The sequence below is a fragment of the Streptomyces sp. NPDC042364 genome (genome assembly GCF_056437585.1).
On sequence record NZ_JBWKAJ010000006.1, the window covers coordinates 383,242 to 402,551 of the forward strand.

16 protein-coding genes and 1 pseudogene are annotated in these 19,310 nt (G+C 72.6%); 14 read left to right on the top strand and 3 right to left on the bottom strand.

The features are described from left to right. Positions 1 to 40: 40 nt before the first annotated feature. The 4 genes and pseudogenes from AC067N_RS15900 to AC067N_RS15915 form a co-directional block, all read left to right on the top strand. Positions 41 to 145: pseudogene (locus AC067N_RS15900) on the top strand (winged helix-turn-helix transcriptional regulator); the annotation flags it as partial. A gap of 124 nt (positions 146 to 269) precedes the next feature. Continuing rightward, a complete protein-coding gene (locus tag AC067N_RS15905) occupies positions 270 to 1,766 on the top strand; it encodes a DUF2252 domain-containing protein (RefSeq protein WP_478679530.1) in 1,497 nt (498 codons plus the stop codon). 261 nt (positions 1,767 to 2,027) lie between these two features. Beyond that, positions 2,028 to 3,047, top strand: coding sequence for a J domain-containing protein (locus AC067N_RS15910; RefSeq protein ID WP_478679445.1), 1,020 nt, complete (start codon positions 2,028 to 2,030; stop codon positions 3,045 to 3,047). A gap of 121 nt (positions 3,048 to 3,168) precedes the next feature. Next, positions 3,169 to 3,498: a rhodanese-like domain-containing protein gene (locus AC067N_RS15915; protein WP_478679531.1), complete on the top strand. Its 330-nt coding sequence runs from the start codon at positions 3,169 to 3,171 to the stop codon at positions 3,496 to 3,498. 89 nt (positions 3,499 to 3,587) lie between these two features. On the opposite strand, the gene AC067N_RS15920 is transcribed toward AC067N_RS15915, so the two are convergent. Then, positions 3,588 to 4,838, bottom strand: coding sequence for an acyl-CoA dehydrogenase family protein (locus AC067N_RS15920; RefSeq protein ID WP_478679446.1), 1,251 nt, complete (start codon positions 4,836 to 4,838; stop codon positions 3,588 to 3,590). Positions 4,839 to 5,117: 279 nt separating this feature from the next. Between AC067N_RS15920 and AC067N_RS15925 the strand changes: the two genes are divergently transcribed. From AC067N_RS15925 to AC067N_RS15935, 3 genes are read left to right on the top strand one after another with little or no spacing between them, the layout of a single operon-like run. Next, on the top strand, positions 5,118 to 6,167 hold the full coding sequence (locus AC067N_RS15925) for a DUF5819 family protein (RefSeq protein WP_478679447.1): 1,050 nt from the start codon (positions 5,118 to 5,120) through the stop codon (positions 6,165 to 6,167). A 5-nt stretch (positions 6,168 to 6,172) separates the two neighbouring features. Then, positions 6,173 to 7,480, top strand: a complete 1,308-nt coding sequence (locus tag AC067N_RS15930; RefSeq protein WP_478679532.1) for an HTTM domain-containing protein — start codon at positions 6,173 to 6,175, stop codon at positions 7,478 to 7,480. Positions 7,481 to 7,499: 19 nt separating this feature from the next. Beyond that, entirely contained in the window at positions 7,500 to 8,273 is a 774-nt protein-coding gene (locus AC067N_RS15935; RefSeq protein ID WP_478679448.1) for a TrmH family RNA methyltransferase, read from the top strand. Positions 8,274 to 8,368: 95 nt separating this feature from the next. On the opposite strand, the gene paaN is transcribed toward AC067N_RS15935, so the two are convergent. Beyond that, positions 8,369 to 10,060: a phenylacetic acid degradation protein PaaN gene (gene paaN, locus AC067N_RS15940; RefSeq protein WP_478679449.1), complete on the bottom strand. Its 1,692-nt coding sequence runs from the start codon at positions 10,058 to 10,060 to the stop codon at positions 8,369 to 8,371. 147 nt (positions 10,061 to 10,207) lie between these two features. Between paaN and AC067N_RS15945 the strand changes: the two genes are divergently transcribed. Both AC067N_RS15945 and AC067N_RS15950 read left to right on the top strand, forming a co-directional pair. Next, on the top strand, positions 10,208 to 11,725 hold the full coding sequence (locus tag AC067N_RS15945; RefSeq protein WP_478679450.1) for a 3-hydroxyacyl-CoA dehydrogenase: 1,518 nt from the start codon (positions 10,208 to 10,210) through the stop codon (positions 11,723 to 11,725). Continuing rightward, the gene (locus AC067N_RS15950; protein WP_478679451.1) at positions 11,722 to 12,312 is read left to right on the top strand and encodes a TetR/AcrR family transcriptional regulator; all 591 of its coding nucleotides are present in this window, start codon (positions 11,722 to 11,724) and stop codon (positions 12,310 to 12,312) included. Before AC067N_RS15945 ends, AC067N_RS15950 begins: the two co-directional genes overlap by 4 nt. A gap of 199 nt (positions 12,313 to 12,511) precedes the next feature. Here the strand turns inward: AC067N_RS15950 and AC067N_RS15955 are convergent, their stop codons facing one another. Continuing rightward, the gene (locus AC067N_RS15955; RefSeq protein WP_478679533.1) at positions 12,512 to 12,997 is read right to left on the bottom strand and encodes an Lrp/AsnC family transcriptional regulator; all 486 of its coding nucleotides are present in this window, start codon (positions 12,995 to 12,997) and stop codon (positions 12,512 to 12,514) included. Between the two features lie 189 nt (positions 12,998 to 13,186). On the opposite strand from AC067N_RS15955, the gene pdhA reads away from it, so the two are divergent. From pdhA to AC067N_RS15980, 5 genes are all read left to right on the top strand, one after another. Continuing rightward, positions 13,187 to 14,320: a pyruvate dehydrogenase (acetyl-transferring) E1 component subunit alpha gene (pdhA, locus tag AC067N_RS15960; RefSeq protein WP_478679452.1), complete on the top strand. Its 1,134-nt coding sequence runs from the start codon at positions 13,187 to 13,189 to the stop codon at positions 14,318 to 14,320. After that, positions 14,320 to 15,324, top strand: a complete 1,005-nt coding sequence (locus tag AC067N_RS15965) for an alpha-ketoacid dehydrogenase subunit beta (RefSeq protein WP_478679453.1) — start codon at positions 14,320 to 14,322, stop codon at positions 15,322 to 15,324. The genes pdhA and AC067N_RS15965 overlap by 1 nt, the downstream gene beginning before the upstream one ends. Further along, positions 15,324 to 16,823 (top strand): dihydrolipoamide acetyltransferase family protein, encoded by a 1,500-nt coding sequence (locus AC067N_RS15970; protein WP_478679454.1) that lies wholly within the window; start codon positions 15,324 to 15,326, stop codon positions 16,821 to 16,823. Before AC067N_RS15965 ends, AC067N_RS15970 begins: the two co-directional genes overlap by 1 nt. Before the next feature lie 133 nt (positions 16,824 to 16,956). Continuing rightward, on the top strand, positions 16,957 to 17,922 hold the full coding sequence (locus tag AC067N_RS15975) for an NTP transferase domain-containing protein (RefSeq protein ID WP_478679455.1): 966 nt from the start codon (positions 16,957 to 16,959) through the stop codon (positions 17,920 to 17,922). Beyond that, positions 17,919 to 19,271, top strand: coding sequence for a molybdopterin molybdotransferase MoeA (locus AC067N_RS15980; RefSeq protein WP_478679456.1), 1,353 nt, complete (start codon positions 17,919 to 17,921; stop codon positions 19,269 to 19,271). Before AC067N_RS15975 ends, AC067N_RS15980 begins: the two co-directional genes overlap by 4 nt. Positions 19,272 to 19,310: the final 39 nt, after the last annotated feature.

A 19,310-nucleotide genomic window follows, 5' to 3' on the forward strand; every position in this document is an offset into this window, starting at 1 on the left:
CGGAGCTGGAGGCTGAAACCCGAGGGCTGTGCGGTGATTCTCCGATCGCCTCACGGAACTCGCCGCGGCCGGCCTCGTGGTGCGCGAGGTCAACGAGGGGCCGCCCCTGCGGGGTGGGTTTTTCCACAGGCGGACGGAGGGCGGGCGGCTGGTTGTCCACAGGGTCTGACGAGTTTCGGCCATCGGCTGTACCGTCGTCACGAGTTGATGTTCGTGCGTGGACAGGTGCGGGGGAGGCGGTCGCTGTGACCGAAGACGGGACCACGACGGTGCATGCCGGAACCGGTTCGGTGGCGGAGCCCGAGGCCGTTGCGACGGCGGCCGAGCCCGTGGCCGACGGCCGGTCGCCGGGGTCGGCGCAGTCCGGGGCGCGGGCGGCACGGACACGGGTGCCGTGGGTGCCCGGGTTCGCGCGGTGGCGCTCGCAGGGGTCGCCCAAGGAGGAGGGCAAGGCCCTGCGCGAGCGGGTGCCGCGCGGCGTGCACGCGGACCTGACGCTCACCACCGACCGGCCCGACGCGGTGACGGCGGTCGAGGAGTCCAACCGGGGCCGCATTCCCACCCTCACCCCGATAAGGGTCGGCAGGATGGCGGCCACCCCGTTCGCCTTCCTGCGCGGCTCGGCCGGCCTCATGGCCCACGACCTCGCCCGCACGCCGATGACCGGCATCGGCACGCAGATCTGCGGCGACGCCCACGCGGCGAACTTCGGCCTGTACGGGGACGCCCGCGGCGGCCTCGTGATCGACCTCAACGACTTCGACGAGACCGTGCACGGCCCCTGGGAGTGGGACCTCAAGCGCCTCGCCACCTCGCTCGTGCTCGCCGGCCGTGAGGCGGGCGCGGACGAGGACACCTGCCGCAAGGCCGCGCTCGACACGACAGGCGCCTACCGGCGCACGATGCGGCTGCTCGCCAGGCTTCCGGCCCTCGACGCGTGGAACGCCATCGCCGACGAGGAGCTCGTCTCACACGCCGACGCACACGACCTGCTCGGCACGCTGGAACGGGTCTCGGAGAAGGCGCGGGCCAACACGAGCGGACGTTTCGCGGCCAGGTCCACCGAGGCGGTGGAGGGCGGCGGGCGCCGCTTCGTGGACGCCCCGCCGGTGCTGCGCCGGGTGGACGACGCGGAGGCCGCGGCGGTTGCCGCGTCTCTGGAGCAGTACCTGACCACTCTCTCGGAGGATCGCCACCCGCTGCTCGCCCGCTACGCCGTGCACGACGTGGCGTTCCGTGTGGTCGGCACCGGCAGCGTGGGCACCCGCTCGTACGTCGTGCTGCTGCTGGACCACCGGGGCGAGCCGCTGGTGCTCCAGGTGAAGGAGGCCCGCCCCTCGGCGCTCGAACCGCATCTCGCGACGGCCGGTTTCGATGTCCCGGACGTGGCTCACGAGGGCCGTCGTGTGGTCCTCGGGCAGAAGCGCATGCAGGTGGTCAGCGACATCCTGCTGGGCTGGACGACCGTGGACGACCACCCCTTCCAGGTACGGCAGTTCCGCAACCGCAAGGGCAGCGTCGACCCCGCGGCCCTCGCGGCGGACCAGATCGACGACTACGGCCGTATGACCGGCGCCCTTCTGGCCCGTGCCCACGCCCACAACGCCGACCCTCGGCTCATCGCCGGCTACTGCGGCAAGAACGAGGAGCTCGACGAGGCCGTGGCGATGTTCGCCGTGGCCTACGCCGACCGCACGGAGGCCGACCACGCGGACCTGGTGGCGGCGGTACGCGCGGGGCGGATCGCGGCGGAGGCCGGGGTGTGACGGCGTCGGGATGTGACGGATGACGGGCGTCGGGATGACGGGGATCGGCGAGCGGTAGCCCAGACGCCGCCGGCCTGAAGAGACTTGACCCCGAACGCGCCCCGCCCCGGAACGGACCGCACCCGCTCAACTGCTCCGGGTGCCCGCGCGGAGCTGCGGCGGTGGTGGTGCGAGCCGTCGGTATCCGGTTGTTTCCCGGTCGGGTCGTGGGCGTTCGGGCGGGCTCGGTGACGCTCGGCGTCGTGGCCTAGGCTGGGTCGGGTGACGAGCCCGGAAGCCGATCAGACCCAGTCCGAGCACCCCGCCGAGCCTGTGGAGCCCGCCGGGGGCCCGGGGCAGGCCGAGGGCGTGTCAGCAGAGGCTGCGGAGTCCGTGGAGGATGCCGCGTCCGCCGAGGGGGCGCTGTCCGGTGACGGCACCGGGGGTGAGCGGCCCGAGGAGCGGCTGGAGCGGGCCGTGCGGGCGGCCGAGCAGGCGTTGATCGAGTACGAGATCGCGGTGGAGACCTTCCGGGTCGAGGTGGAGAACTTCTCCCGGTTGCACCACCAGAAGCTCGGACCGATGTACGCCCGGCTGGACGAACTCGACGCCCAGATCGCCGAGGCCAGGGCCTCACGGACCGGCGACCCCGAGGACGTGCGCAAGGCGCAGGAGGCACGGGCGCGGGTCATGCCCATGCCGGGCGTGGAAGAGCTGTTCCACGGCTGGATGGACTCGGAGGGCCTGTTCCCCGAGGCCGCGGCCATGCTTACCGACCAGGCCGTGAAGCCCCCCGAGCGGGTCCGTCCGAGCGACGAGGCCCGCAGGCTCTACCGCGAGCTGGTCCGCAAGGCCCACCCCGACCTGGCCCAGGACGACATGGAGCGCGAGCGGCGTGACGCGTTCATATCCCGGGTCAACGCGGCATACGGGCGGGGTGACGAGACGCTGCTGCGGGAGCTGTCGCAGGAGTGGGCCGCGGGTCCCGTGCCCGAGGAGCGCAGGCCCAGCCGCAGCGAGGAGCTCTACGCCCGCCTCGAATGGCTGGCCCAGCGCAAGGAACTGCTCACCCTGGTCGCCCGCGAACTGGAGGAGGGCGCCATCGGCTCCATGCTCCGCATCGCTCCGGACGACCCCGACCGCCTCCTCGACGAGATCGCCGAACAGCTGCTGGCGGAGGTCGCTCAGCGGGAGGCGGAGCTGGCAGGGCTCCTGGGGCAGGACAGCCACGACGGCCCCGGCGGCCAGGACAGCCACGGCGGGCAGGGCGAGCAGGGCGGCCAGGACAGCCACGGCGGATAGGCCGGGCAGGCTGGGGGACCGGTCATACCGGGCCGGCCGGGGTGAGTGAGCGGGGCACGTCGGCGCTGCGTGGGCGGGCGGGCGGTCGGGTAGCGTCGTACGTATGCATTTCGGAGCTGGTGTGCCCACGGTCGAGGTCGGGGACCTCAAGGACGACGACTTCCTGCTCGATGTCCGGGAGGACGACGAGTGGCAGGCGGGTCATGCCGCAGGGGCGTTGCACATCCCGATCAGTGAGTTCGTGGCGCGGTACGGCGAGTTGACCGAGGCGGCGCCGCAGGACGGCAGGGTTCATGTGATCTGCCGCTCGGGCGGGCGTTCGGCACAGGTCACCATGTACCTCGTCCAGCAGGGCATCGACGCCGTGAATGTCGAGGGCGGTATGCAGGTCTGGGCGGCCGCCGGCCGGCCGGTCGTGGACGACAAGGGCGAGAACGGGTTCGTTCTCTAGGAACCGGAGAGCCGGGAGCCGTCCGGCTCAGGGGCGTCTCAGGGGCGTGTGGGGGTTCCGCGCGCCCCTTTCGCCGGTGTGCGCGGCGCTCAGCCCAGCGGGTGCGCGGCGAGCAGGTCGCCCAGGGCCTCTTCGTGCGCCGCTGCGGGGCCGAGAGACAGTTCGAGATGCTTGGCCCAGGCGTGGTAGCGGTGCAGTGGGTATTCGACGTCGGCGCCGAAGCCGCCGTGCAGATGATGCGCGGTCTGCACGACCCGTCGTACGCCCTCCGAGGCCCAGATCTTCGCCACGGCGACGTCCCCGGCCGAGGGCAGCGCGCCCGGCGCTCCGGAGCTGATGCGCCAGGCGGCCTGCCACAGGGTGGCCTCCATGGCGCGCAAGTCGATGTAACGGTCGGCGGCCTGTACGGCGACGGCCTGGAACGAGGCGATCGGGTGTCCGAACTGCTCCCGCTTCCCGGTGTACTCGCCGGTCATGGTGAGCACGCCCTCCCCCAGTCCGAGGGCCAGCGCACAGGTGCCGGTGGCCAGAAGTTCGCGGAGGCCCTCCCAGGCGCCCTCCGCGACGATGACGTCCCGTGCGGCGATCCGGGCCCCGTCCAGCCGCACCTCGGCGAGCCGCTCACCCGCCGTCGAGATCTGCTCGGCGAGGACGACGCCCTCGTGAACGCGGGGGACGAGCGCGAGCAGGACGGTGTCGGCGCCGACCGCGCCCGTGTCCGCGTGCCGGGGCCCGGCGAACCCGGCGGCACCGACCGCTTCCGGAGCCCCCGCGATGTCCGGGGTCCCTGCGGTCCCCATGGCTCCGGCCACCGGCACGACCGTCGCGGGCACGACGATGTGGTCGGCGTTGAACGCCCAGGGCACCGCCGTCTGCACGCCGTCCAGGACCCAGGTTCCGTCGGCGTCGCGTCGTGCGGTGACGGCCAGTTCGGCCGGGTCGTGGCCGGTGCGGCCGTGGGCGGCCACGGTGAAGACGACCTCACCCCGGCCGACCCGCGCGAGCAGATCGGTCTTCGCTTCCTCGCTGCCGTACGCCTGTACGGTCGCGGCGGCCGCGCTGCTCTCCAGCAACGGCACCCGGGCCAGCACCTTCGTCGACTCGCGCAACACCAGGCACAGTGCGATCGCGTCGAGCCCCGACCCACCGTAGGCGGGGTCCAGCAGCAGGCTGAGCAGGTCCGCGCCGGCCAATCGCGCCCACAGCGTCCGGTCGAAGTCGTCGGCCACCGCCCCAGGTACGAGCGAAGGGCTCGGAACCCCGTCCGGCGCGACCCCGGCGAACACCGCCCTCGCCGCCTCGGCCGCCGCCTGCTGCTCCTCGGTGAAGGTGAAGTCCACGGTTCCGCCCTTCCGTGTCGGCGATGACGGGGCGTCAAGATAGAACAGGTTCTAGAAGAAGACCAGGTTCTGGAAAGGGGTTCGGCCTGCCCGGCTGCTCGCCTCAGCGGTGGGCCGCTGCGCCGTAAGGTGTCCCAGGCTGTGGATAACCTCGTGGATGCCGTGCGAGCGGTGTGACGATGTGACTGCTGTGGCCACCGGGACTGTGCCGGATGCGCGCGGCTGAGTAAGTTCCGGTGGGGAAACGGACCGGGTGTGGGAATCGGGGAGCGGGGCGGAATGGACGCGTACGACGAGGTCTCGAACGCCCGGCGCGGGCCGGACGAGCCCGAGGGCTCCGCTTCCACAGGCCCGGGCGCCGAGGTTGCCAAGGGCGGGGACGACGCCGGCACCGGCGCACCTGCTCCCGCGCCCGTATCGGGCCCGGGCGCCGACCCGGCCGCCGGGTCCGAGCCCGGGTCCGAGTCCGGGTCCGAGTCCGGGTCCGAGTCCGGGGCCGAGCAGGAGTCCTACGCCGTCCCGGCCACCGTCCCCGTGCCCGCGGCCGAGCCCGGCACCCTTCCCACGCCGTCCCCGGCTCGTGCCCCGGCATGGGCGGCGAGGCCGAATCCCCCCACCCCGCTCCCGGCCCCCGGCGCCCTCCCCCCGCCGCGACCGTCGCCCCGGCCATCCGGCATAGCCGCGCTCTCGCTGCCGTATCAGATCGTCGTGGCGCTCGTGCTGGCCGTGGTGGCCGTGGTGGCCTGTGTGCATGTCGGGATGGTGTTCCTGCATGTGGCGCCCTCGAACACGATGACGAAGCAGCACGGCCAGGCGGTCGACGACTGGGTGTACCCGGAGTTCGAGCAGAACTGGAAGCTGTTCGCGCCGAACCCGTTGCAGCAGAACATCGCGGTGCAGGTCAGGGCGGAGGTCCGCAAGCCGGGCGGCGGATTTCGCGAGACCGGCTGGTACGACCTCTCCGCGTTGGACGGCGCCGCCATCGACGGCAACCTGATGCCCAGCCACACCCAGCAGAACGAACTGCGCAGGGCCTGGGACTTCTACGTCTCCACGCACGACACCGACAACCGTGCGACGAGCTCACGCGGTGAGCTGTCCGAGCGCTATCTGCGCCGCATCGTCGTGATGCGCCTCGACCGGGAGCTCGACGGCGCGCAGGCCGGGGGCTCCGGTGGGGTCGTCGAGCGGATACAGGTCCGGTCCCGTACCACCAACGTGCCGGCACCGGAGTGGAGCGAGGAACAGGTGTCCGACAAGCCTGTCGTCCGCGAGCTGTCCTGGTGGTCGGTGACCGACCGCGACCGCACGGAGGCGAGCGCCGAATGACCTCGATGACTCCGACCGGCCAGGCCAACCCGACCGGCTTGACCGGCCCGGCCGGCGGCCTCCTGGCTCGTCTCTCGGCCGTCATCGGTTCCGGGATCACCCGGGTCACCGACAACGCGCTGGGGCCGTACCAGAGCGCGATCGTCCGTATCGGCTTCGCCGGGACCTGGCTGCTGTTCCTGCTGCGGGAGTTCCCGCACCGGCGCGAGCTGTACGGGCCGGACGGGCCCTGGAGCTGGGACCTGGCGCAGCGGTTGATCGCGGACAACGGCGCGTTCACGACCCTGATGTGGTCGGACGGCATGCTGTGGTTCGAGGTCGTCTACGCACTCGCCGTGCTGTCGAGCCTGATGCTCGTGCTCGGCTGGCGCACCCGTGCCGCGAGCGTGCTCTTCATGGTGGGCGTGCTGTCGCTGCAGAACCGCAGCGTGTTCATGGGCGACGGCGGCGACAACGTCATCCACCTCATGGCGATCTATCTGGTCTTCCTCCGCTGCGGCCAGGTCTGGTCGCTGGACGCCCGGCGTGAACGGCGCGGGCGCGAGCGCCTGGAGCGCCAGGGCGAGGCGTCGGCGGACCGCGTCGGTCCCGTCCTGTGGTGCGTGCTCGGCTTCCTGCTGCTGGTGGCGACGTTCGGCGGTCTGATCCCCGGCGGCTTCTGGGGCGGCTGGCTGACCGTCTACTGGGGGCTGTGGGCGGTGCACGGCGTGTGGTGGGCCGTACACCGCATCGAGTCGGACGTCAGGCCCCGTGTCCTGCTCGACATCGTCGGCAACCTCGCGCACAACGCCGCCCTGGCCGTGATCATGGCCGAGGCGTGTCTGATCTACGCGACGGCCGGCTGGTACAAGATCCAGGGCTCGCGCTGGCAGGACGGTACGGCCGTCTACTACCCGCTGCACCTGGACTACTTCTCGCCGTGGCCGGCGCTCTCCGAGCTGATGACGTCGAGCGGCACGATGGTGATGCTGGTGACGTACGGGACGGTCATCGCCCAGGTCGCCTTCCCGTTCACGCTCTTCAACCGGCGCGTCAAGAACGTCCTGCTCGCGGTCATGATGACCGAGCACGCGGCGATCGCCGTCATCCTGGGGCTGCCGTTCTTCTCGCTCGCGATGATCGCCGCCGACGCCGTGTTCCTGCCGACGTCGTTCCTGAAGCGCGTGGGCGGCTGGGCGGCACGCGCGCGTGACGGCGCGGTGCGCCGGGTGCTCCCGGGCCGCGCCCGTACGCGGTCGGACCAGAGCGAGCAGGTGCCGCCGCCTCCCGAGAAGGAGACGGCCGAGCAGGCGCACGTAGGCTTCACCGCATGAGCGATCCGTTGAGCGCGGTATGAGCGCGCCCGTGGCGGAACCGGCGTACGGGGACGGCGACCCGGTACGGACCTGGCGCCGTCTCGCCGGCACCTGCGTGCTGCTCGACGGCTTCCACGCCCTCAAGCACGCCCTGCGCTTCGCGGCGGACGTCCCGGTGGCCGTCACCACCGACCGGGCGGCGGCGCTGGCCCTCGCCGACGACCTGGCCCCGGACGTGCGGGAGCCGCTGGCCGCGCTGCTCGCGGAGGTGCCGGAAGAGACGTACCGCACGCTCGTGCCGCGCCCGCACCCCACGGCGGTCGCCGCCCTGGCCGTGCGCCCCCCGCGCGCGAGCAATCTGGCGGCGCTCACGCACACCCCGCGCACCGCGCCGGTCGTCGTGCTCGACAATCCGCGCAACCTGGGCAACGCGGGAGCCGTGATCCGGCTTGCCGCCGGTTTCGGTGCGACCGGGGTGGTCACCACGGGCACCCTGGACCCCTGGCACCCCACGGTCGTACGCGGCGGGGCGGGCCTGCACTTCGCGACCGCCGTGGAGCGTCTGGAGGTGGCCGATCTGCCGTCGGGCCCGCTCTTCGCCCTCGATCCCGAGGGGGACGACATCCGGGCCCTGAAGCTGCCGGACGACGCGCTGCTCGCCTTCGGCTCGGAGCGCAGCGGGCTCTCCGCCGAACTGCGGGAGCGCGCCGACCATCTGGTGTCCCTGCCGATGCGTCCCCAGGTGTCCAGCTACAACCTGGCGACGAGCGTGGCCATGACGCTTTACCACTGGAGCACGGCGGCCTTCTGAGCAGGCATCTACCACTGGAGCACGGGAGCCCTCTGAGCAGGCGTGGCCCGGCGCCTCCCCCGAGAGCGCCGGGCCACGTGCCGAGCAGCGGTGCGTTACGCCTCGCGCCGGATCTCGACCATCCGGAAGCGGTTCGCCACGAACGCCGCGTCGCACAGCGCCGCGTTGGCCGCCGGGTTTCCTCCGGAGCCGTGGAAGTCGGAGAACGCCGCGGTCTGGTTCACATAGACCCCGCCCGTCAGGTTCAGCGAGAGCTGTGCGCACTCGTCCAGGCAGACCTCCTCGACGGCGCCGGCGACCTCGTCGGAGGTGGTGTACGCCCCGACGGTCATCGCACCCTTGTCGCGGATGGTCCTGCGCAGCAGTTCGACGCCGTCCGCCGCCGAGTCGACGGCCACGGCGAACGACACGGGCCCGAAGCACTCGCTCATGAAAGCGGCCTCGTCGTCGGGCTTGGCGCCGTCGAGCTTCACGATCACCGGCGTACGGACCACGGCGTCCGGGAACTCCGGGTTGACGATCTCGCGGGAGGCGAGCGCGACCTCGCCGAGACCGGCGGCGGCTTCCAGCCGGGCCTTCACATCGGGGTTGACGATCGCGCCGAGCAGGGCGTTCGCGCGGGCGTCGTCACCCAGCAGACCGCCGACCGACCGGGCGAGGTCGGTGACGACCTCGTCGTAGGACTTGGGTCCCTCGTCGGTGGTGATGCCGTCGCGGGGGATCAGCAGGTTCTGCGGGGTGGTGCACATCTGGCCGCTGTACAGGGACAGGGAGAAGGCCAGGTTGGAGAGCATGCCCTTGTAGTTGCCGGTCGACTCCACGAGGACCGTGTTGACGCCGGCCTTCTCCGTGTAGACCTGCGCCTGGCGGGCGTTGGCCTCCAGCCAGTCACCGAACGACGTCGAGCCCGTGTAGTCGATGATGCGGATCTCGGGGTGCGTGGCGAGGGTCTTGGCGATGCCCTCGCCGGGGCGCTCGGCGGCCAGCGCGACCAGGTTCGGGTCGAAGCCGGTCTCGGCGAGCACCTCGCGGGCGACCCGCACGGTCAGCGCGAGCGGCAGGACCGCGCGCGGGTGGGGCTTCACCAGGACCGCGTTGCCGGTGGCGAGCGAGGCGAACAGGCCCGGGTAGCCGTTCCACGTCGGGAACGTGTTGCAGCCGATGACGAGGGCGATGCCGCGCGGGACGGCCTTGAAGCGCTTGTCCAGCTTGAGCGGGTCGCGCTTGCCCTGGGGCTTGCTCCACTCCACCTCGTCCGGGGTGCGGACCTGCTCGGCGTACGCGTAGGCGACCGCCTCCAGCCCCCGGTCCTGCGCGTGCGGGCCGCCAGCCTGGAACGCCATCATGAAGGCCTGGCCGCTGGTGTGCATGACGGCGTGGGCGAACTCGTGGGTGCGGTCGCTGATCCGCTTGAGGATCTCCAGGCACACCGCCGCGCGCGCCTCCGCGCCCGCGTCACGCCACGCGCGCTGTCCTGCCTTCATGGCGGGCAGCAGCGTGTCGAGGTCAGCGTGCGGGTAGGTGACGCCCAGTGCGATGCCGTACGGGGAGGTCTCGCCGCCCACCCAGTCGTCGGTGCCGGGCTGGCCGAGGTCGAGGCGGGTGCCGAGCAGCGCGTCGAAGGCGGCCTTGCCCTCGGCCATGCCCAGGCTGCCGTTCTCGCCGTACGCCTTGGGGTGCTCGGGGTGGGGTGACCAGTACGCGCGTGTGCGGATCGCCTTCAGCGCCTCGTCGAGGGTGGGCCGGTGCTTGGCGATCAGGTCGTGCGCGGACAGTTCGGCGGCCATGCGTGACCAACTCCTCACGTCAGGGGCTCTGCTGTGAGCTCTGACCTGGGCAGCGACAGGAGGACAGAGTTAGAGTAACCGAACGATCGGTCGGGACAAGGGGGTCCGCCGCATCTGTGGACAACCCCGTGCGGGAGGATCGCGCACATGACAGGACTCGACCTCAGCAGCCCCGTGGCCGTCGTGGGCACCGGCACCATGGGCCAGGGCATCGCCCAGGTCGCACTGGTCGCCGGCCACTCCGTACGCCTGTATGACGCCGTGCCCGGCCGCGCCCGGGAGGCGGCCGAGGCGATCGGCGCCCGGCTGGACCGGCTCGTGGCGAAGGACCGACTGGCCGGCGCCGACCGGGACGCCGCCCGTGCCCGGCTGCACGCCGCGCAGGACCTCGCCGACCTTGCGGACTGCGCCCTCGTCGTCGAGGCCGTGCTGGAGCGGCTCGATGTGAAGCAGGAGCTGTTCCGGGCGCTGGAGGAGGTCGTCGACGACGACTGCCTGCTCGCCACCAACACCTCCTCCCTCTCGGTCACGGCCATCGGCGGCGCCCTGCGCAACCCGGGACGCTTCGTCGGCCTGCACTTCTTCAACCCGGCGCCGCTGCTGCCGCTGGTCGAGGTCGTCTCCGGGTTCGCCACCGACGTCACCTCGGCCACGCGCGCGTACGAGACGGCCCGCGCCTGGGGCAAGACGCCGGTCGCCTGCGCCGACACCCCCGGCTTCATCGTGAACCGCATCGCACGACCGTTCTACGCGGAAGCTTTCGCGGTGTACGAGTCACAGGCGGCCGACCCCGCCACCATCGACGCGGTGCTCCGCGAGTGCGGCGGTTTCCGGATGGGCGCCTTCGAGCTGACCGATCTCATCGGCCAGGACGTCAACGAGTCCGTCACCCACTCCGTGTGGCAGTCCTTCTTCCGGGACGTGCGGTTCACGCCGTCGCTGGCCCAGCGGCGGCTGGTCGAGTCCGGCCGGCTCGGCCGCAAGACCGGCCGGGGCTGGTACGACTACGCGGACGGCGCCGAGCGCCCAGAGCCCCACACCGCCGAGCCCGCCCCGGCGCCCGCCCATGTCGTCGCCGAGGGCGACCTGGGGCCCGCCACCGAGCTGCTCGCGCTGATCCGGGAGGCCGGTATCGGCGTCCGCGAGGAGGACGAGGACCACGGCACGCGGCTGGTCCTGCCGAGTGGCGGCCAGCTGGCCCTCGCGGACGGGCAGACCTCCGTGGAGTTCCGCGACGTCGTCTACTTCGATCTGGCGCTCGACTACCGGCGGGCCACCCGGATCGCCCTGTCGGCGTCCCAGGACACCTCGTCGCAGACGCTCACCGAGGCCATCGGGCTCTTCCAGGCCCTCGGCAAGGACGTCAGCGTCATCGGGGACGCCCCCGGCATGATCGTCGCCCGCACGGTGGCCCGGATCGTCGATCTCGCGCACGACGCCGTGGCCAAGGGAGTGGCGACGGAGGAGGACATCGACACCGCGATGCGGCTCGGCGTCAACTACCCGCTCGGACCCTTCGAATGGGGCCGAAAGCTGGGCCGGAACTGGGCGTACGCCCTCCTCGACGACCTGCATCTGCGCGACCCCTCCGGGCGCTACGCGCCGTCCCTGGCGCTGTACCGCCACGCCTACGCGTCCGACAAGCGGGAGGGGACCTCCTCATGACCACCGCCAAGCGCGACACGTACACCCCGGAGACGCTCCTCTCCGTCGCGGTGCGGGTCTTCAACGAGCGCGGCTACGACGGTACGTCCATGGAGCACCTCTCCCGGGCGGCCGGAATCTCCAAATCCTCCATATACCACCACGTCAGCGGCAAGGAGGAGCTGCTGCGGCGGGCCGTGAGCCGGGCACTGGACCAGCTCTTCGGGATCCTCGACGAGGAGCCCGCGCGCACCGGGCGTGCCGTGGGGCGGCTGGAGCACGTCGTCCGGCGCATGGTCGAGGTCCTCATCGCCGAACTGCCGTATGTGACGCTGCTGCTGCGCGTGCGCGGCAACACCGACACCGAGCGCTGGGCGCTGGAGCGGCGCCGCGACTTCGACCACCGGGTCGCCGAGCTGCTGAAGGCCGCGGCCGCCGACGGGGACGTGCGCGGGGACGTGGAGGTGAGGCTGGCCACCCGGCTGGTGTTCGGGATGATCAATTCGATCGTGGAGTGGTACCGGCCGGACGGGCGTGGGATGGGCGAGCGCGAGGTTTCCGAAGCGGTGGCCCATCTGGTCTTCTCGGGGCTGCGCGCCCAGCGCTGACGGTCATTCGGCCGGTTTCCGCCGCCGCGGATCGGTCACTTGACCGGTTCCCGCCGTCGGCCGTCGGCCGTCGGACCGGTTCCCGCCGCGCCGCAGTGCGTCGGCCCCCTGCCGGTTCCCGCAGGCGCGCGTCCGGGCGTCCACGGGCCCACCGACCCATTATATCGCTCACTTGTTCGGTTTCGGAGGTGCGTGGCGGTCACCCCTCCGGTTCCACGTGCTCCTCCTCGAAGACCAGCAGCGTGCGGGTGCTGAGGACCTCCGGGATGCCCTGGATCTTGGTCAGGACGACCTCGCGCAGGGCTCTGTTGTCCGCCGTGTGCACCAGCAGCAGGACGTCGAAGTCGCCGCCCACCAGGGCGATGTGGGCGGCGCCCGGCAGCTGGCGCAGCTGTTCGCGGACGGTGCGCCAGGAGTTCTGCACGATCTTCAGAGTGATGTAGGCGGACGTGCCCTTTCCGGCGCGCTCGTGGTTCACGCGTGCCCCGAAACCGCGGATCACGCCGTCCTCGATGAGGCGGTTGATACGGGCGTAGGCGTTGGCGCGGGAGACGTGGACCCGCTCGGCGACCGACCGTATCGACGCGCGGCCGTCGGCCTGCAGCATGCGCAGGATGTCCTGGTCTATGGCGTCCAGCGGTCTGGGGGGCGGCAGGGCCGGGCCGTACTCCGGCGGCTCGGCCATTTGTTCAGATGCCATGCGCCCCCACCTTCCCGCCATGGACGTACTGCGTTCATTTGAGGCTGTGCAGAACCGTTTGTCCACAGCCTCGGGGTGCCTGTAGCCAAAATGCGTCATCGACCGAACAATCGGTAGGTGAGACGCGTCACAACCGTGCCGCGTCCCAGAGCCACTCCCACGAGGAGGTGCCGTATGACGGTCATGGAGCAGCGGGGTGCGTACCATCCGACACCGCCCCCCGCCTGGCAGCCTCGCACCGACCCCGCGCCCCTGCTGCCCGACGAGCGTCCGTACCGCGTGCTCGGTACCGACTCGGCGGCTGACGCCGACCCCGCACTGCTGCGCCGCCTCTACGCGGAGCTGGTGCGGGGCCGGCGGTACAACACGCAGGCCACGGCCCTGACCAAGCAGGGCAGGCTCGCCGTCTACCCCTCCAGCACCGGCCAGGAGGCCTGCGAGGTCGCCGCCGCGCTCGTTCTCGAGGAGCGCGACTGGCTCTTCCCGAGCTACCGCGACACGCTCGCCGCCGTCGCCCGCGGCCTCGACCCCGTGCAGGCGCTCACACTGCTGCGCGGTGACTGGCACACCGGTTACGACCCGCACGAGCACCGGGTCGCGCCCCTGTGCACCCCGCTCGCCACCCAGCTCCCGCACGCCGTGGGCCTCGCGCACGCCGCCCGCCTCAAGGGCGACGACGTGGTCGCGCTCGCCCTGGTCGGCGACGGCGGCACCAGCGAGGGCGACTTCCACGAGGCGCTCAACTTCGCGGCCGTCTGGCAGGCGCCGGTCGTCTTCCTCGTCCAGAACAACGGCTTCGCCATCTCCGTGCCGCTGGAGAAGCAGACCGCCGCCCCCTCCCTCGCCCACAAGGCCGTCGGCTACGGAATGCCGGGCCGTCTGGTCGACGGCAACGACGCGGCCGCGGTGCACCAGGTGCTCGCCGAGGCCGTGGCCCACGCCCGCGCGGGTGGTGGCCCCACCCTGGTCGAGGCGGTGACGTACCGCATCGACGCCCACACCAACGCCGACGACGCCACCCGCTACCGCGGCGACGCCGAGGTGGAGACCTGGCGCGCGCACGACCCGATCACGCTCCTGGAGCGCGAGCTGACCGAACGGGGCCTCCTCGACGAGGCCGGCATCCAGGCGGCGCGCGACGCCGCCGAGACGATGGCCGCCGATCTGCGCGAGCGCATGAACCAGGACCCGGTGCTCGACCCCATGGACCTCTTCGCCCATGTGTACGCCGAGCCCACCCCCCAACTGCGCGAGCAGGAGGCCCTGCTGCGTGCCGAGCTGGCGGCGGAAGAGGAAGGGGCGCACTGATGACCACCGTCGCTCTCAAGCCCGCCACCATGGCGCAGGCGCTCACCCGCGCCCTCCGGGACGCCATGACCGCCGACCCGACGGTGCACGTCATGGGCGAGGACGTCGGCACCCTCGGCGGGGTCTTCCGGGTCACCGACGGACTCGCCAAGGAGTTCGGCGAGGACCGGGTCACCGACACCCCGCTCGCCGAGGCGGGCATCCTCGGCACGGCCGTCGGCATGGCGATGTACGGGCTCCGGCCGGTCGTCGAGATGCAGTTCGACGCGTTCGCCTACCCGGCGTTCGAGCAGCTCATCAGCCATGTCGCCCGGATGCGCAACCGCACCCGCGGCGCCATGCCGCTGCCGATCACCATCCGGGTCCCCTACGGCGGCGGCATCGGCGGCGTCGAGCACCACAGCGACTCCTCCGAGGCGTACTACATCGCGACTCCGGGTCTCCACGTCGTCACCCCCGCCACCGTCGCCGACGCGTACGGTCTGCTGCGCGCCGCCATCGCCTCGGACGACCCCGTGGTCTTCCTGGAGCCCAAGCGCCTGTACTGGTCGAAGGACTCCTGGAACCCCGAGGAACCGCAGTCGGTCGAGCCGATCGGCCGCGCGGTCGTGCGCCGCTCGGGCCGCAGCGCCACGCTCATCACCTACGGCCCGTCCGTGCCCGTCTGCCTGGAGGCCGCCGAGGCGGCCACGGCCGAGGGCTGGGACCTCGAAGTGGTCGACCTGCGCTCGCTGGTGCCCTTCGACGACGAGACGGTCGCCGCGTCCGTACGGCGCACCGGGCGGGCCGTCGTCGTCCACGAGTCCGGCGGCTTCGGCGGGCCGGGCGGCGAGATCGCGGCCCGGGTCACCGAGCGCTGCTTCCACCACCTGGAGGCGCCCGTGCTGCGCGTCGCCGGGTTCGACATCCCGTACCCGCCGCCGATGCTGGAGCGGCACCACCTGCCCGGTGTCGACCGGATCCTCGACGCGGTCGGGCGTCTGCAGTGGGAGGCGGAGCACTGATGGCCCAGGTCCTGGAGTTCAAGCTGCCCGACCTCGGTGAGGGGCTCACCGAGGCGGAGATCGTCCGCTGGCTGGTCCAGGTCGGCGATGTCGTCGCCATCGACCAGCCCGTCGTCGAGGTCGAGACGGCCAAGGCGATGGTCGAGGTGCCGTGCCCCTACGGAGGCGTCGTCACCGCCCGTTTCGGCGAGGAGGGCACGGAACTGCCCGTGGGGGCGCCGCTGCTGACGGTGGCGGTGGGTGCGCCGGTCGCCGGCGGTTCCGCGGGGTCCTCGGGCGCCGCGGAGGGTACGGGCGCCGCGCAGGGTTCCGGCTCCGCCGCGAAGGCCGAGGGCTCCGGGAACGTACTGGTGGGATACGGCACTTCGGAGGCGCCCAGGCGACGCAGAAGGGTACGGCCGACGGCTCCGACGGCTCCGACGGCTCCGACGGCTCCGACGACTTCGACGACTTCGACGGCTCCGACGGGGGCTGTCGGCGCGGCGGTGAACGGAGGCGTGCCCGCCGCGGTGGCCGAGAGGTCGCTCGCCGACGTCGCGCCGCTCGCCGGTGCCCCGGTGCGTGGCGACGGCCCGGTGCCCGTGATCTCCCCCCTCGTCCGTCGTCTCGCCCGTGAGAACGGTCTGGATCTGCGGCAACTGCATGGATCGGGCCCCGACGGGCTGATCCTGCGGGCCGATGTGGAGCAGGCCCTGCGGGCCGCCACCGCCGTCACCACGTCGGCCGTCACCACCGCCGACACCGCGAAGCCGTCGGCGTCCGCCGCCTCCCCCACGGCCGCCGCGCGGCCCGCGAGCGCGGAGATCGCCGCCGGCACCCGTGTCCCGCTGCGGGGTGTGCGAGGTGCCGTCGCCGACAAGCTCTCCCGCAGCCGGCGGGAGATCCCGGACGCCACCTGCTGGGTGGACGCCGACGCGACGGAACTGATGAACGCCCGCGCGGCCATGAACGCGGCCGGCGGCCCGAAGATCTCCCTCCTCGCGCTGCTCGCCCGGATCTGCACCGCCGCGCTGGCCCGTTTCCCGGAGCTCAACTCGACGGTCGACATGGAGGCCCGCGAGGTCGTACGCCTAGACCAGGTGCACCTCGGGTTCGCCGCGCAGACCGAACGAGGACTCGTCGTGCCCGTCGTACGGGACGCCCACACGAGGGACGCGGAGTCGCTGAGCGCGGAGTTCGCCCGGCTCACCGAGGCGGCGCGGACCGGGACGCTCACGCCCGCCCAGCTCACCGGCGGCACCTTCACCCTGAACAACTACGGCGTGTTCGGTGTCGACGGTTCCACGCCGATCATCAACCACCCCGAGGCGGCCATGCTCGGCGTCGGCCGTATCGTCCCGAAGCCGTGGGTCCACCAGGGCGAGCTGGCGGTACGACAGGTGGTGCAGCTCTCGCTCACCTTCGACCACCGGGTATGCGACGGCGGTACGGCGGGCGGCTTCCTGCGCTACGTCGCGGACTGCGTCGAACAGCCGGCGGTGCTGTTGCGCACGCTCTGATCACCGGCCTGCGGCCGCCGACCTCGCCGGCCTTCCGGTTCGGGCCCGGCGAGCGGCCGTGATCGTGTGATCCCCCGTGCTCGTGAGGCATCCCCGCGTTCCCTGTGATCGCCGGGACACGCATACTCGGGGGATGACCGCGTACGAGCCGCCGGGCGGGCCCCCCGGTACCGAGGCGTACGACGCCGAGGCGTACGACGCCGTCGTGCTCGCCGGCGGTGCCGCCCGGCGGCTCGGCGGCGCTGACAAGCCCGGAGTGCGCGTGGGCGGGCGTGCCCTGCTCGACCGGGTGCTGGCCGCCTGCGCCGGGGCCCGGACGACCGTCGTCGTCGCCGACCCCCGCCCCACCGTCCGGCCCGTGCTGTGGGCCCGTGAGGAGCCCGCCGGCGGTGGCCCGCTCGCCGCGCTGGACGCCGGGCTCCGGCACACCACCGCCCCGTACGTCGTCGTGCTCTCCGCCGACCTGCCCTTCCTCGCCGAGGAGACGGTACGGCGGCTCCTCGACACCCTCCGGGGCAGCGCCGACGGGCCCGAGGACTCCCCCGCCGCCTTCGCCGACGGCGTCGTCGTCACGGATCCTGACGGCCGAGACCAGCCCCTGGTGGCCGCGTACCGGGCCGACGTGCTGCGCCGTGAGCTGGCGCGGCTCGGCGTCGAGCACGGTGGGACGGCCGGGCTGCCCCTGCGGCGGCTGGTCGCAGCGCTCCGCCTCACTCGTATCACCGACCCGGTCGCGTCGTTCGACTGCGACACCTGGGACGACATCGCCGCCGCCCGCGCACGGATCAGGGAGCATGGCCACGTGTTGGATGAATGGATTTCCGCAGTCAAGGACGAGCTGGGCATCGACCTCGACGTCGACACCCGAGAACTGCTCGACCTCGCCCGCGACGCCGCCCACAACGTGGCCAGGCCCGCGGCGCCGCTGACCACCTTCCTCGTCGGCTACGCCGCCGCGAAGGCCGGGGGAGGCCCGGAAGCGGTCGCCGAGGCCGCCCGCAAGGCCACGGCCCTGGCTCTCGGCTGGGCCGACGAGAACACCGCCGACGGCCCCGACGCGACGTCCGGCGCCCCCGACTCCGCCCCGGACGCCGGATGACCGCCCAGGACGCCGAGGAACTCGACGTGGACGTGGAGGAGGCGCTGGCCGTGGCCAACGACAGACCCGTCCGAGGGCCCCGCTCCGCCGACGAGACTCCGCCCGACGGCCGACCCGGCGCTCACCGGACCGAGGGGCACGCTCACCACCGGGCCACCTCCTGGCCCGAGGCCCGCGCGGTCGCCGAGCGTGCCGCCCGCTCGGCCGGACGCAGGTCCCCGCTCTCCGTCACCGTCGAGGACGCCCTCGGTCTGGTGCTCGCCGCTCCGCTCACCGCTCTCACCGACCTGCCTTCCTTCGACACCTCCGCGATGGACGGCTGGGCGGTCGCGGGGCCCGGTCCGTGGAAGGTACGGGAGAACGGCGTGCTGGCCGGGCACGCCGAGCCGGAGCGGCTCACCGACGGTGAGGCGGTCCGGATCGCCACCGGAGCACGCATTCCGCTCGACACCACCGCCGTCCTGCGCAGCGAACACGGCCGCACCGACGAGAAGGGCCGGTTGCACGCCACCAAGGACATGGTCCACGGTCAGGACATCCGTCCCCGAGGCCAGGAGTGCCGCAGCGGTGACCAACTGCTGCCGCTCGGCACCCTGCTCACCCCCGCCGCACTGGGACTCGCCGCGGCCGCCGGGTACGACACCCTGACCGTGCTGCCGCGCCCCCGCGTCGAACTGCTCGTCCTGGGCGACGAACTGCTCACCGAGGGGCTCCCGCGCGACGGCCTGATCCGCGACGCCCTCGGCCCGATGCTGCCGTACTGGCTCCGGGCCCTCGGCGCCGAGGTCACCGCCGTACGCCGACTCGGCGATGCCGCCGACGCCCTCTACGAGGCCGTGCGGTCCTCCTCCGCCGACCTGATCGTCACCACGGGCGGCACCGCCGCCGGACCCGTCGACCATGTCCACCCCACGCTGCGTCGCATCGGCGCCGAACTCCTCGTCGATGGCGTCAAGGTGCGCCCGGGCCACCCCATGCTGCTGGCCCGCACCAAGGAGAACCAGCATCTCGTCGGTCTGCCGGGCAACCCCCTGGCCGCCGTCTCGGGGCTGTTCACCCTCGCCGAGCCCCTCCTGCGGACCCTGGCCGGACGGGCCGCGCCCGAGCCGTACGGGATGCCGCTGAAGGAGGCGGTGCAGGGGCACCCGTACGACACCCGGCTCATCCCTGTGGCCCTGCGCGGTGACGACGCCGTACCCCTGCACTACAACGGTCCCGCCATGCTTCGCGGCATCGCCACCGCCGATGCCCTCGCCGTTGTGCCGCCCGGTGGTGCCCGCCCCGGTCAGGAGCTGGAACTGCTCGATCTGCCCTGGACGACCGCGGGGATCCAGGTGTGTTTCACGTGAAACATCCATATGCCCAACCGGCCTTGCGGGCGAGAGGGT